Source organism: Klebsiella sp. D-Nf1 (assembly GCF_002810515.1).
Lineage (GTDB): Bacteria > Pseudomonadota > Gammaproteobacteria > Enterobacterales > Enterobacteriaceae > Klebsiella > Klebsiella variicola.
This window is the reverse complement of sequence record NZ_PIOK01000001.1, coordinates 1,256,174-1,269,161: the sequence shown is the minus strand read 5'-3', so window position 1 is coordinate 1,269,161 and position 12,988 is coordinate 1,256,174. Positions and strand designations below refer to the sequence as shown.

The 12,988-nt window shown below is 58.9% G+C and carries 11 protein-coding genes; 9 read left to right on the top strand and 2 right to left on the bottom strand.

Features of this window, described 5'->3' with window-relative positions; translation table 11 throughout:
• Nucleotides 1-83: 83 nt before the first annotated feature.
• Entirely contained in the window at nucleotides 84-1,583 is a 1,500-nt protein-coding gene (gene kmrA / locus CWM54_RS06210; protein ID WP_100696444.1) for an efflux MFS transporter KmrA, read from the top strand.
• Here kmrA and CWM54_RS06205 read toward each other — a convergent pair.
• Entirely contained in the window at nucleotides 1,578-2,414 is an 837-nt protein-coding gene (locus tag CWM54_RS06205; RefSeq protein ID WP_165785890.1) for an IclR family transcriptional regulator C-terminal domain-containing protein, read from the bottom strand. The genes kmrA and CWM54_RS06205 overlap by 6 nt on opposite strands.
• A gap of 171 nt (nucleotides 2,415-2,585) precedes the next feature.
• Between CWM54_RS06205 and CWM54_RS06200 the strand changes: the two genes are divergently transcribed.
• The 7 genes from CWM54_RS06200 to CWM54_RS06170 all read left to right on the top strand — a co-directional run bounded on the left by CWM54_RS06200 (nucleotide 2,586) and on the right by CWM54_RS06170 (nucleotide 8,834).
• Complete coding sequence (locus tag CWM54_RS06200; RefSeq protein WP_162677453.1) at nucleotides 2,586-3,749, top strand: muconate cycloisomerase family protein; 1,164 nt, start codon at nucleotides 2,586-2,588, stop codon at nucleotides 3,747-3,749.
• Between the two features lie 12 nt (nucleotides 3,750-3,761).
• The gene (gene catC, locus CWM54_RS06195; protein WP_061154455.1) at nucleotides 3,762-4,052 is read left to right on the top strand and encodes a muconolactone Delta-isomerase; all 291 of its coding nucleotides are present in this window, start codon (nucleotides 3,762-3,764) and stop codon (nucleotides 4,050-4,052) included.
• A gap of 69 nt (nucleotides 4,053-4,121) precedes the next feature.
• Nucleotides 4,122-5,048, top strand: a complete 927-nt coding sequence (gene catA / locus CWM54_RS06190) for a catechol 1,2-dioxygenase (protein WP_100696440.1) — start codon at nucleotides 4,122-4,124, stop codon at nucleotides 5,046-5,048.
• Between the two features lie 109 nt (nucleotides 5,049-5,157).
• Nucleotides 5,158-6,540 carry a Rieske 2Fe-2S domain-containing protein gene (locus tag CWM54_RS06185; protein ID WP_100696438.1) on the top strand — a complete coding sequence of 461 codons (1,383 nt, stop codon included), beginning with the start codon at nucleotides 5,158-5,160 and terminating at the stop codon, nucleotides 6,538-6,540.
• Nucleotides 6,540-7,025, top strand: coding sequence for a benzoate 1,2-dioxygenase small subunit (gene benB, locus CWM54_RS06180; protein WP_061154458.1), 486 nt, complete (start codon nucleotides 6,540-6,542; stop codon nucleotides 7,023-7,025). Before CWM54_RS06185 ends, benB begins: the two co-directional genes overlap by 1 nt.
• 9 nt (nucleotides 7,026-7,034) lie before the next feature.
• Entirely contained in the window at nucleotides 7,035-8,051 is a 1,017-nt protein-coding gene (benC, locus tag CWM54_RS06175) for a benzoate 1,2-dioxygenase electron transfer component BenC (protein WP_100680342.1), read from the top strand.
• A gap of 9 nt (nucleotides 8,052-8,060) precedes the next feature.
• Nucleotides 8,061-8,834 carry a 1,6-dihydroxycyclohexa-2,4-diene-1-carboxylate dehydrogenase gene (locus CWM54_RS06170; protein ID WP_100696436.1) on the top strand — a complete coding sequence of 258 codons (774 nt, stop codon included), beginning with the start codon at nucleotides 8,061-8,063 and terminating at the stop codon, nucleotides 8,832-8,834.
• Here CWM54_RS06170 and yddG read toward each other — a convergent pair.
• The gene (gene yddG, locus CWM54_RS06165; RefSeq protein ID WP_100696434.1) at nucleotides 8,831-9,709 is read right to left on the bottom strand and encodes an aromatic amino acid DMT transporter YddG; all 879 of its coding nucleotides are present in this window, start codon (nucleotides 9,707-9,709) and stop codon (nucleotides 8,831-8,833) included. The two genes, CWM54_RS06170 and yddG, sit on opposite strands and share 4 nt — an antisense overlap.
• A 225-nt stretch (nucleotides 9,710-9,934) precedes the next feature.
• On the opposite strand from yddG, the gene fdnG reads away from it, so the two are divergent.
• Nucleotides 9,935-12,982, top strand: coding sequence for a formate dehydrogenase-N subunit alpha (fdnG, locus tag CWM54_RS06160; protein ID WP_100696432.1), 3,048 nt, complete (start codon nucleotides 9,935-9,937; stop codon nucleotides 12,980-12,982).
• Nucleotides 12,983-12,988: the final 6 nt, after the last annotated feature.

Sequence of the window (12,988 nt, the reverse complement as noted above, 5' to 3'; positions counted from 1 at the left end):
CAAAAAGTTGGACATGCGTTCAACAATCCGGCAGGATCGCCATCCTGGACGTGTGTCCAATTTCCAACATTGAGGTACAAGCTATGTCACGGCAATGGATGACGCTGATGGCGATTTTGCTGGTTTATATTCCGGTGGCGATTGACGCCACGGTATTGCATGTGGCCGCGCCGACGCTCAGCGTCGCGCTGGGTAGCAGCGGCAATGAACTGCTGTGGATCATTGATATCTACTCCTTAGTCATGGCCGGTATGGTGCTGCCGATGGGCGCCCTCGGCGATAAAATTGGCTTCAAGCGCCTGCTGCTGCTCGGCAGCGCCATTTTTGGCGTCGCCTCGCTGTGTGCCGCGCTGTCGCCGACGGCCCTGACGCTGATTGCCTCACGCGCTTTGCTGGCGGTGGGGGCGGCGATGATCGTCCCGGCGACGCTGGCCGGGATCCGCAGCACCTTTGCCGAGGCCAGCCAGCGCAATATGGCGCTGGGTCTGTGGGCGGCGGTGGGCTCCGGCGGCGCGGCCTTTGGCCCACTGGTGGGCGGCATGCTGCTGGAGCATTTCTACTGGGGGTCGGTATTCCTGATCAACGTGCCGATCGTGCTGGTGGTTATCGCCATTAATGCGAAGGTGGTGCCGCGCCAGCCTGCACGCCGCGAACAACCGCTCAATCTGCTGCAGGCGCTCATTTTGATTGCGTCGATCCTGATGCTGGTGTTTAGCGCGAAATCGGCGCTGAAGGGCCAGCTGGCGCTGTGGCTCACCGCAGTGGTGGCGATCGGCGGGGCGGCGATGTTGACCTGGTTTATCCGCAAGCAGCTGTCGGCGGCCCGCCCGATGGTGGATATGCGGCTGTTCACCCATCGTATTATTTTAAGCGGGGTGATGATGGCGATGACGGCCCTGATTACTCTGGTCGGTTTTGAACTGCTGATGGCGCAGGAGCTGCAGTTTGTGCATCAGAAAACGCCGTTCGAGGCGGGGATGTTTATGCTGCCGGTGATGGTCGCCAGCGGCTTCAGCGGCCCGATCGCCGGAATACTGGTGTCGAAACTGGGACTGCGGCAGGTCGCGACGGGCGGAATGTTGCTCAGCGCCTTCAGCTTTCTTGGCCTCGCGCTTACGGATTTCAGCACTCAGCAGTGGCAGGCGTGGGGGCTGATGACATTGCTGGGCTTCAGCGTCGCCAGCGCGCTGCTGGCCTCCAGCTCCGCGATTATGGCGGCGGCGCCAAAGGAGAAAGCGGCGGCGGCAGGGGCGATCGAAACCATGGCCTATGAACTTGGCGCCGGTCTCGGCATTGCGCTGTTCGGCCTGATCCTGACCCGCAGCTACAGCGCCACCATTGTGCTGCCGCCTGGCCTGAACGATGCCATGGCGCAGCAGGCGTCGTCGTCTATTGGCGAGGCGGTCAGTCTGACCGAGGCGCTGCCCGCCGGGGTGGCCGAAGCGCTGATGGCGGCGGCGAAGGCGGCCTTTACCCAGGCTCACAGCCTGGTGCTGGCGACGGCGGGCGTACTGCTTCTGCTGCTGGCCGCCGGCATCTGGCGCAGTCTGGCGAGCGTGGCGAAACCGCAGTCAACGCTATAGCTGTAGCGACAGGTCCATCGCCGCGCGTCGAAGTGGGGCGAGGGCCTTCTCTTTTAACGCCGCGGCGCTGATCGTCGCGGCGGGGACTCCGACATTAAGCGCCGCCACCACCTGGCCATGGCGCGACAGCACGGGCACCGCCAGCGAACACAACCCCACCTCTATCTGCCGGTCGGCGAGGGCATAGCCCTGCATGCGCACCCGGGCAATCTCCGCGCGTAGCCCGGGCATATCGCACAGGGTATGCGGGGTGTAGCGGATTAACGCTGCTCGTGACAGTGTCACTTCAAGCTGTTCCTCCGGCAGCGCGCTCAGCAACACCCGTCCCATAGAGGTCGCCCACGCCGGCAGGCGACTGCCGCGCCCCAGGTCGACGCTCAGTAAATTATTGACCGCCGCGCGGGCGATATAGAGCACGTTGTCGCCGTCCAGCGTCGCCGCTGAGCAGGATTCGCCGAGCGCTTTGCCGAGGCTATCCAGCGCCGTCTGCGCGACTTTCGCCAGCGGCGTGCCGGCCAGATAGGCGTGGCCGACGGCCAGCACCCGGGGCAGCAGTTCATAGCTGCGGCCATCCGGGCTGTGTACCATGCCCAACGCGGCGAGGGTATACAGGCAGCGGCGTACCGCCGCGCGGGAGATTTGGGTTTTCTGGCTCAACTGGGAAATGGTCAGCCGCTGGCGCTGGGGGGTAAAAGCGTTAAGGACCTCCAGCCCGCGGGCCAGAGACAGCATAAAATTGGGATCGTGCTCGGCCTGCCTGGCGCTCAAGGTGGTGGGGGTATGGTCACGCATTGATTCCCTCTCCGTTGCAATGCAAAGCTCACGGGGCATCACTATACCGTGCGCAAACCGCACCGTCCTGAATTGTGCCGGTTTTACCACCGCGATCACATTATTAACTGCCTTTTAACAAACGTGCCGATAATCGCACAACATTTCGATTATCGCCGTTGACCATCGGCCAGGCTGAACCCTATTGTCAATGGCACACACCTCCCCGTTATGGATGTGGGTACAAAAAGTTATACATCTCATCAGGAACCGAAAATGACCGCCACCGTAGAACGTATTGAGAGCTGGATAGTGGATGTCCCGACCATCCGGCCACACAAGTTATCGATGACCACCATGGGCTGCCAGACGCTGGTGATCGTGCGGCTTACCCGCTCCGACGGCATCTGCGGCATCGGCGAAGCCACCACCATTGGTGGTTTGAGCTATGGCGTCGAGAGCCCGGAGGCCATCTCGTCGGCGATAACCCATTATCTGACGCCGCTGTTGAAAGGGCAGCCGGCCGATAATCTGAATGCGCTGACGGCCCGCATGAACAGCGCCATTAAAGGCAACACCTTTGCGAAGTCCGCCATTGAAACCGCGCTGCTGGATGCCCAGGGCAAAGCCTTAGGGCTGCCGGTGTCGGCGCTGCTCGGCGGGGCGCTGCAAACGGCGTTGCCGGTGCTGTGGACCTTAGCCAGCGGCGATACCGCGAAAGATATTGCCGAAGGGGAAAAACTGTTAGCCGAGCGCCGCCATCAGGCGTTCAAACTGAAAATTGGCGCGCGGGAATTAGCCACCGACCTGCGTCATACCCGGGCCATTGTGGAAGCGTTAGGCGATCGCGCCAGCATCCGCGTCGACGTCAACCAGGCCTGGGACGCCGCAACCGGCGCGAAAGGCTGCCGCGAACTGGCGGCGATGGGCGTCGACCTCATCGAACAGCCGGTCAGCGCCCACGATAATGCCGCACTGGTGCGCCTGAGCCAGCAAATTGAAACCGCGATCCTTGCAGATGAAGCGGTCGCGACCGCCTACGATGGTTATCAGCTGGCGCGGCAGGGCTTTACCGGCGCTTATGCCCTGAAAATCGCCAAAGCCGGCGGTCCGAATAGCGTGCTGGCACTGGCCCGCGTCGCGCAGGCGGCGGGGATTGGCCTGTATGGCGGCACCATGCTGGAAGGGACCGTCGGTACCGTCGCCTCGCTGCACGCCTGGTCGACGCTGCCGCTGCAGTGGGGCACCGAGATGTTCGGCCCGCTGCTCCTCAAAGACGATATCGTCAGCGTGCCACTCACCTTTGCCGATGGACAGGTAGCGCTCCCGCAGACGCCAGGGCTCGGCGTGGAGCTGGATGAAGACAAGCTACGCTTCTATTCCCGTAAAGCATAACAGGAGTAAATCATGCTATTTAAAGTGGAGATGACCGTTAATATTCCGCTCGGTTTTCCTGCCGCCGAAGCGGATGAAATTAAACAACGCGAAAAAGCCTATTCGCAACAATTACAGCGTGAAGGCAAATGGCGACATATCTGGCGCGTTGCAGGTCTTTACGCCAATGTCAGTATTTTCGATGTTCAAGATGCCGAAGAGTTACATCAAATTTTAATGGGATTGCCGCTGTATCCTTTTATGGATATTCGCGTCGAGGCGCTATGCCGTCATCCCTCGTCTGTTCGTGAAGACGATAGCTAATAATAATAACATCTGACCTCATGCCGGGAACACCCGGCAAATATCCTACAACGATAAGAGAGAATAATTATGAGTAATGCTTTCGTACAACAAGAAGCCGTGCAGAAATTATTACGTGAAGGCGCGGGGTTAAATGTTCCTGGCGGTAATGAACGCTTTAAAGCCATTGTCCACCGTCTGCTGGAGAATATCTGCACGCTGATCGACGACTATAACGTCACAGAAGAAGAGTTCTGGCATGCGGTGAACTACTTGCACGAACTGGGTGGCCGTCAGGAAGCGGCGCTGCTGGCGGCGGGGCTGGGACTGGAGCATTTCCTCGACCTGCGTCAGGACGCCATTGACGCGGCGGCGCGGCGGGAAACCGGCACCCCACGCACCATCGAAGGACCGCTGTATGTGGCCAATGCGCCGCTGGCCGACAGCCATGCCCGCATGGATGATGGCACCGATGCCGGGGAAGTGATGTGGCTGCACGGCCAGGTTAAAGATAGCCAGGGCCAGCCGATCGCTAATGCCATCGTTGATATCTGGCATGCCAATACTCTGGGTAATTATTCGTTCTTCGATCAGAGTCAGAGCGATTACAACCTGCGTCGTCGTATCCGCACCGGTGCCGATGGCCGTTACAGCGTACGCAGCATCATGCCGTCAGGCTACGGTTGTCCGCCGGATGGACCGACGCAGAAACTGCTGGACCAACTGGGTCGCCACGGCAACCGTCCGGCGCATATTCACTTCTTCGTCTCCGCGCCGGGCCATAAACATCTGACCAGCCAGATCAACCTCAGCGGCGACAAATACCTGTGGGATGATTTTGCCTTTGCCACCCGCGATGGTCTGATTGCCGACCCGGTGAAAGTGAGCGACCGCCAGACGATTGCACAGCGTGAACTGGACGGAGAACACACCGAAGTGCGCTTTGATTTCACCCTCTGTAAAGCGCTGAGCCCCGACGAAGAGCACCGCGGCTCGCGTCTGCGCGCCAAAGAGTAATTGGTTTTACTGGTCACGGGCACGCTGCTGCCCGGGCCAGACATTGCACCCGAAAACGACAAATTCACCCTGTTTCTTTCATCCTGAATCCTGCAGGAGGGACTGACTCATGCAAAAAACGCTCTCAGCGCTCAAAGACAAAATCACCAACGCGTTAATTGTCGACCGTGAAAATCATATCTACCGTTGTCATCGTTCTATATTTACCGATCAACAGTTATTTGATTTCGAAATGAAAAATATATTTGAAGAGAATTGGGCTTTTCTCGCCCATGAAAGTCAAATTCCAGAGTCGGGTGACTATTATACTCTGACGCTGGGACGCCAGCCGGTTATTATTACCCGCGATAAAAAGAATGAACTGCATGCGTTAATTAATAGCTGCGCCCACCGCGGCGCGATGTTATGCCGACGCAAAACCGGAAATAAAAACTCATTTACCTGTCCGTTCCATGGCTGGACCTTCAGCAATAATGGCAAATTATTAAAAGCCAAAGATGAGAGCACCGGCGGTTATCCTGAAACCTTCAAACAGGAAGGATCTCACGATCTGCAAAAGTTGCCGCGCTTTCAGTCTTACCGCGGTTTCTTATTCGGTAGCCTCAACGCCGACGTGCGGCCGCTGGAGGAGTATCTCGGCGAAACCCGCAAAATCATCGATCTGATTGTCGATCAGGCGCCGGACGGGCTGGAAGTGCTGAAGGGCTCGTCGAGCTATGTATACGAAGGCAACTGGAAGCTGGGCGCGGAGAACGGCGCCGATGGCTATCACGTCAGCGTGGTCCACTGGAACTACGCCTCAACCATGTCGCGCCGCAACTATGAAGCGGAAGGGACGCATGCGGTTGACGCCAACGGCTGGTCAAAGAGCGTCGGCGGCGGCTACGGTTTTGACAATGGCCACATGCTGCTGTGGACCCGGGCGCTGAACCCGGAAGTGCGCCCGGTCTATGCCCACCGCGAGCGTCTGCAGGCGGAATTTGGCGAACGACGCGCCGACCAGATGGTCAACGAAACCCGCAACCTGTGCCTGTACCCCAACGTCTACCTGATGGATCAGTTTTCTACCCAGATCCGCGTGATCCGCCCGATTGCGGTGGATAAAACCGAAGTCACCATCTGGTGCTTTGCGCCAAAAGGCGAATCTGACCAGGCGCGGGCGCTACGCATCCGCCAGTATGAAGATTTCTTTAACGTTAGCGGGATGGGGACGCCGGACGATCTGGAAGAGTTCAGCGCCTGTCAGCGCGGCTATCTCGGCGAAAATCTGCCATGGAGCGATCTGAGCCGCGGCGCGCTGCGCTGGGTCGATGGCCCGGATGAGCACGCCAGGCACGCGGGCTTTACGCCACGACTCAGCGGGGTGAAATCGGAAGATGAAGCGCTGTACATCGCCCATCACCATCACTGGCAAACGGTGATGCTGGCGGCGCTGGAACAGGAACAGCAGCGTTACGACCAGTCGATTACCCAGCGTGTGGAGGTGGCCTGATGCTGACCCTCGAACACGTTCGCCAGTTTCTCTATTACGAAGCCCGCCTGCTGGATGACCGTCAGTGGGACGAATGGCTGAGCTGTTACAGCCCGCAGGTGGTCTACTGGATGCCGGCGTGGGGCGACGATGACCAGCTGACGCGCGACCCGCAAAAAGAGATTTCCCTTATCTACTACCCCAACCGTGAAGGCCTGGAAGATCGCGTCTATCGCATTAAAACCGAACGTTCCGGCGCCAGCACGCCGGAGCCGCGTACCACGCACATCATCAGCAATGTTGAGCTGATGGGCGAAAGCGACGAGGGACTGGCGGTGCGCTACAACTGGGTCACCTGGAGCCATCGCTATCAGCACACTGACGCTTATTTCGGCTCTACCTGTTGCACGCTAATCGAACAGGACGGCAGACCGCAAATCATCCGTAAAACCGTGCGCCTGAATAACGACTATATCCGTCAGGTGATTGACGTTTACCACATTTAAGAGGCGCTTATGACCTTCAATATTGCTCTTAATTTTGAGGACGGCATTACCCGCTTTATTCAATGCAATGCCGGGGAGAAGGTGCTGGATGCGGCTTATCGCCAGAAGGTGAATCTGCCGATGGACTGCTCGGACGGCGTTTGCGGTACCTGCAAATGCCACTGCGCCAGCGGTGAGTACGACCTGGGCGAAGATTATCTCGACGAGGCGTTAAGCGACGACGAAGCGCAGGCCCGTCAGGTGCTGACCTGCCAGATGGTCCCGACCAGCGACTGTGTGATCGATGTGCCGGTGGCCGCCGCGCAGTGTAAAACCGCGCTGACCAACACCGGGGCGCAGGTGCGGCAGGTGAATTGTCTGTCCGATACCGCCATCGAACTGGTGGTCGCCCTGGATGAGCCGCTGGCTTTTCTGCCGGGACAATATATCAACATTCAGGTACCGGGCACGCCTCATGTGCGCGCCTACTCATTTAGTTCGCTGCCGGGTTCTCTCGAAGGGCGCTTTCTGATCCGTAACGTGCCTGGCGGCATGATGAGCCAGTGGTTAACCCAGCAGGCGCGGCCCGGCGATCGCTTGACCCTCAGCGGCCCCATGGGCAGCTTCTATTTGCGCAGCGGCGAACGCCCGCTGCTGATGCTGGCCGGCGGCACCGGGCTGGCGCCGCTGCTGTCCATGCTGCACACCCTGCAAACACAGGGCAGTCAGCGCCCGGTAACGCTACTGTACGGCGTGACCCGCGATTGCGATCTGGTGAAAACCGACGCGCTGGATGCGTTTAACCAACAACTGACGGGATATCGCTGGCTGCCGGTGGTGGCGGATGCAAACAGTACCTGCCCGCAGCGCGGTTTTGTCACCGGCCATCTTGACGACGCCATGCTCAATAACGGCGACGTCGATATCTATCTTTGCGGGCCGCCCCCGATGGTCAACGCGGTCGCCACGACGCTGCGCGACAGAGGAATTTCCCCGGCAGGTTTCTGGTATGAGAAATTTATCGCCAGCCAGAGCGCGGCGGCATAAGGAGGCAGTATGCGTTTTACCGATAAGGTCGTTGCCATTACCGGCGCGGCGCAGGGGATTGGCCGCCAGACCGCGGAGCAGGCGGCAGCCGAAGGCGCTGCCCTGTTGCTGATTGACCGCTCGCCTTACGTACACGAACTGGCTGCCGTACTAGCCCAGTCCGGAAGTCAGGTGCTGGCGTTGGAGGCCGATCTGGAACAGTGGTCGAGCACCGAGCAGGCGTTTGCCTCGGGCGTTGCCCATTTTGGCCGCCTCGATGTGCTCATCAATAACGTCGGGGGGACTATCTGGGCGCGGCCGTTTGCCGAATACCAACCGGAGCAGATCGAGAAAGAGATCCGCCGCTCGCTGTTCCCCACGCTGTGGGGCTGCCGTGCGGCGCTGCCCTGGATGTTGAAGCAGGGGAAAGGCAGCATCGTCAATATCTCGTCGGTGGCAACGGCGGGGGTGAACCGGGTGCCTTACTCGGCGGCGAAAGGCGGCGTGAACGCGCTGACCCGGTCGATTGCCATGGAGTACAGCGGCAGCGGTATTCGGATTAACGCCGTCGCGCCGGGTGGCACGGAGGCGCCGCCGCGTCTGACGCCGCGCAACGAAGAGCTGCCGAGCGAGCAAGAAAAGGCGTGGTATCAGCAGGTGGTCGATCAGACGGTGGCGAGCAGCCTGATGCACCGTTACGGCACGCTGGCGGAACAGGCGAATGCGATCCTGTTTCTCGCCAGCGATGAAGCCAGCTATATCACGGGTGTGACGATACCGGTGGCGGGGGGCGATCTCGGTTAGCGGCGGGTGGCGTACCAGCAGAGCAGAGAGCCGAGACACACCATCCCGGCGCCCTGCCAGAAGGACCACGATAGCGTGGCGCTGAGCAGGACTGCCGCCAGCGCGGAAGAGAGCACCGGCGTGAAGTACGACGCCGCCGCCAGCAGGCTGACGTTGCCGTGCAGGATCCCGACGTTCCACGCCGCGTAGGCCAGCCCCAGCGCCACGGAGACCGTCATCAGCTTAATGACTACCGGCCAGCTAAACAGCATCGGCGGCTGGTCGCTGGCGAGAAATTTCAGCCATAGCGTCAGGGCGGTTAACAGGACAAAGAGGGTAATGCCATTTTTACCTTTGGCGTAATTCGCGGTCACCGTGCAGTACGCCGCCCAGATAAACGCGCCGACAAACGCCAGAATGTAGCTTAGTGGGCTGGACACCACGTTATTGATGATTTCCTCGGGGTTGAGTCCGTGCTCGCCGCCAAGTACCCAGCTCACGCCGAACAGCGCCAGCACTAAACCTGGGATCACCAGCCAACTGCTTTTCTGGCCATTAAAGAGAATGGCGAACAAAATCGTCAGGCTGGGCCACAGGTAATTGACCATCCCCACTTCAATGGCCTGCTGGCGAGTGGCGGCGAACCCCAGTGACAGGGCGAGGCAGATTTCATAGCTGACAAACAGCACGCTGCCGGCCAGCAGATAGCGGCGCGGGATCTGGCGCAGGTTGGGAAAGCCAACGGTAAAAATGAGCAGCAGGCCGCTGAGGCTATAAATCATCGCCGCGCCGCCAACCGGGCCTAACCCTTCGCTGACGCCGCGAATCAATCCGACCATCGTGCTCCATAAGATAATGGCGGCGAAGCCTATTGATGTCGCTCTCTTTTTTTGCATATTTAACCTGATAGTGACGCAAACGCAGCCGGAATTTATAACATCTTTTGCCGGTTGATGGTCGATATTTCCCGCCGGCGTTAACTCTTTGGTATTAGTCAAACTCGCCGCCGCTGACTATTAAGGGGGCGAGCGTTTTCGACCTTGATTTGACGCAAATAAAACAAAGGTATTGCTGTTAGTTTCCTCCGCGCGATGAATCAACATCCTGCATGGAGGAATGCAATGGACGTCAGCCGCAGAAAGTTCTTTAAGATCTGCGCAGGCGGTATGGCCGGAACCACAGCCGCCGCCCTGGGCTTTGCCCCTAAAATGGCGCTGGCTCAGGCACGCAATTTCAAATTGCTGCGTGCGAAAGAGATCCGCAACACCTGCACTTACTGCTCCGTGGGCTGTGGGCTATTAATGTATAGCCTCGGCGACGGCGCGAAAAACGCCAAAGAAGCGATTTACCATATTGAAGGGGACCCGGACCATCCGGTGAGCCGCGGCGCGCTGTGCCCGAAAGGCGCAGGCCTGCTGGACTATGTCCACAGTGAAAACCGCCTGCGTTATCCGCAATACCGCGCCCCGGGCTCGGATAAATGGCAGCGCATCTCCTGGGATGAAGCTTTTAACCGCATCGCCAGACTGATGAAAGCCGACCGCGACGCCAACTTTATTGAAAAGAACGAGCAGGGCGTGACGGTTAACCGCTGGCTTTCCACCGGCATGCTGTGCGCCTCGGCGGCAAGCAATGAGACTGGCATGCTGACGCAAAAATTTGTGCGTTCGCTCGGCATGCTGGCGGTAGACAACCAGGCACGCGTCTGACATGGACCAACGGTAGCAAGTCTTGCTCCAACATTTGGTCGCGGTGCGATGACCAACCACTGGGTTGATATCAAAAACGCTAACGTCGTGGTGGTGATGGGCGGCAACGCCGCCGAAGCGCATCCGGTGGGATTCCGCTGGGCGATGGAAGCGAAAAACAATAACGATGCCACGCTTATCGTCGTCGACCCGCGCTTTACGCGTACCGCGTCGGTGGCCGATATCTATGCGCCGATTCGTTCCGGTACCGACATTACCTTCCTGTCGGGCGTGCTGCTGTACCTGATCGAAAATAATAAGATCAATGCCGAGTACGTGAAGCATTACACCAATGCCAGCCTGCTGGTACGGGATGATTTTGCCTTCGAAGAGGGCCTGTTCAGCGGCTACGATGCGGAAAAACGCCAGTACGATAAATCGTCCTGGAATTACCAGTTCGATGAAAACGGCTACGCCAAACGCGATGAAACGCTCACCCACCCGCGCTGCGTGTGGAATCTGCTGAAGCAGCACGTTTCCCGCTACACGCCGGAAGTGGTGGAGAATATCTGCGGTACGCCGAAAGCGGACTTCCTTAAAGTGTGTGAGGTGCTGGCGTCAACCAGCGCCGCGGAACGCACCACCACCTTCCTGTATGCCCTGGGCTGGACGCAGCACACCGTCGGCGCGCAGAACATCCGCACCATGGCGATGATCCAGTTGCTGCTCGGCAACATGGGCATGGCCGGCGGCGGCGTCAACGCGCTGCGCGGCCACTCTAATATTCAGGGGCTGACCGATTTGGGACTGCTTTCGACCAGTCTGCCGGGTTATTTGACGCTGCCATCCGATAAACAGAGCGATCTGCAAAGTTATCTTAGCGCCAACACGCCGAAAGCGACGTTGCCCGACCAGGTGAACTACTGGAGCAACTACCCGAAATTCTTCGTCAGCCTGATGAAATCGTTATACGGCGAGGCGGCGCAGAAAGAGAATGACTGGGGCTTCAACTGGTTGCCGAAATGGGATCAGGCTTACGACGTTATCAAGTACTTCAATATGATGGATAACGGCAACGTCACTGGCTATATCTGTCAGGGCTTCAACCCGGTAGCGTCCTTCCCGGACAAAAACAAAGTGGTGCGTAGCCTCAGCAAGCTGAGGTATCTGGTGGTTATCGATCCGCTGGTGACCGAAACCTCGACCTTCTGGCAGAACCACGGCGAGTCTAATGATGTCGACCCGTCGGCGATTCAGACCGAAGTCTTCCGCCTGCCGTCGACCTGCTTTGCCGAAGAGGATGGTTCGATCGCCAACTCCGGTCGCTGGCTGCAGTGGCACTGGAAAGGTCAGGATGCCCCAGGTGAAGCGCGCAACGATGGCGAAATCCTGGCTGGGATCTATCATCGTCTGCGCGAGCTGTACCGTCGCGAAGGCGGGAAGGGCGCGGAACCGCTGCTGAAAATGAGCTGGCGCTATAAGCAGCCAGACCATCCGGAATCGGCAGAAGTGGCAAAAGAGAACAACGGCTACGCGCTGGCGGATCTCTACGATCAAAATGGCGCTCTGCTGGCGAAAAAAGGCCAACTGCTCAATAGCTTCGCGCTGCTGCGCGATGACGGCAGCACCGCGTCGTCGTGCTGGATCTATACCGGCAGCTGGACCGAGCAGGGTAACCAGATGGCGAATCGTGATAACGCCGATCCTTCGGGCCTGGGCAATACGCTGGGATGGGCCTGGGCGTGGCCGCTCAATCGTCGGGTGCTGTATAACCGCGCTTCGGCTGATATTAACGGCAAGCCGTGGGATGCGAAGCGGATGCTGATCCAGTGGAACGGCAGCAAGTGGGTCGGAAATGATATTCCGGACTTCAATACTGCGCCGCCGGGGAGCAACACCGGGCCGTTTATCATGCAGCAGGAGGGACTGGGTCGCCTGTTCGCGCTGGATAAACTGGCGGAAGGGCCGTTCCCGGAGCACTACGAGCCGATGGAAACCCCGCTGGGCACCAACCCGCTGCACCCGAATGTGGTCTCCAGCCCGGTGGTGCGTCTGTATGAAGAGGACGCCATCCGCCTGGGTAAGAAGGATAAGTTCCCGTATGTCGGCACCACCTATCGTCTGACCGAGCATTTCCACACCTGGACCAAGCATGCGCTGCTTAATTCCATCGCGCAGCCAGAACAGTTTGTCGAAATCAGTGAAGGGCTGGCGAAAAGCAAAGGTATCGCCAACGGCGATTGGGTGAAAGTCAGCAGCAAGCGCGGGTTTATTCGCGCGGTTGCCGTGGTGACCCGGCGCCTGCGCACGCTGAACGTCAACGGCCAGCAGGTCGAAACCGTCGGGATCCCGCTGCACTGGGGCTTTGAAGGTGTGGCCCGCAAAGGCTATATCGCCAACACCCTGACGCCTAACGTCGGCGATTCCAACTCGCAAACGCCGGAGTATAAGGCGTTTCTGGTCAACATCGAGAAAGCGTAAGGAGCG

Excerpts from the sequence above, each read along its gene's own strand:
- catA (WP_100696440.1), top strand. The coding sequence starts at position 4,122 with ATGAGTAATGCTTTCGTACAACAAGAAGCCGTGCAGAAATTATTACGT.
- benB (WP_061154458.1), top strand. The coding sequence starts at position 6,540 with ATGCTGACCCTCGAACACGTTCGCCAGTTTCTCTATTACGAAGCCCGC.
- benC (WP_100680342.1), top strand. The coding sequence starts at position 7,035 with ATGACCTTCAATATTGCTCTTAATTTTGAGGACGGCATTACCCGCTTT.
- catC (WP_061154455.1), top strand. The coding sequence starts at position 3,762 with ATGCTATTTAAAGTGGAGATGACCGTTAATATTCCGCTCGGTTTTCCT.
- yddG (WP_100696434.1), bottom strand. The coding sequence starts at position 9,709 with ATGCAAAAAAAGAGAGCGACATCAATAGGCTTCGCCGCCATTATCTTA.
- CWM54_RS06200 (WP_162677453.1), top strand. The coding sequence starts at position 2,586 with ATGGATGTGGGTACAAAAAGTTATACATCTCATCAGGAACCGAAAATG.
- CWM54_RS06170 (WP_100696436.1), top strand. The coding sequence starts at position 8,061 with ATGCGTTTTACCGATAAGGTCGTTGCCATTACCGGCGCGGCGCAGGGG.
- CWM54_RS06185 (WP_100696438.1), top strand. The coding sequence starts at position 5,158 with ATGCAAAAAACGCTCTCAGCGCTCAAAGACAAAATCACCAACGCGTTA.
- CWM54_RS06205 (WP_165785890.1), bottom strand. The coding sequence starts at position 2,414 with ATGCCCCGTGAGCTTTGCATTGCAACGGAGAGGGAATCAATGCGTGAC.
- kmrA (WP_100696444.1), top strand. The coding sequence starts at position 84 with ATGTCACGGCAATGGATGACGCTGATGGCGATTTTGCTGGTTTATATT.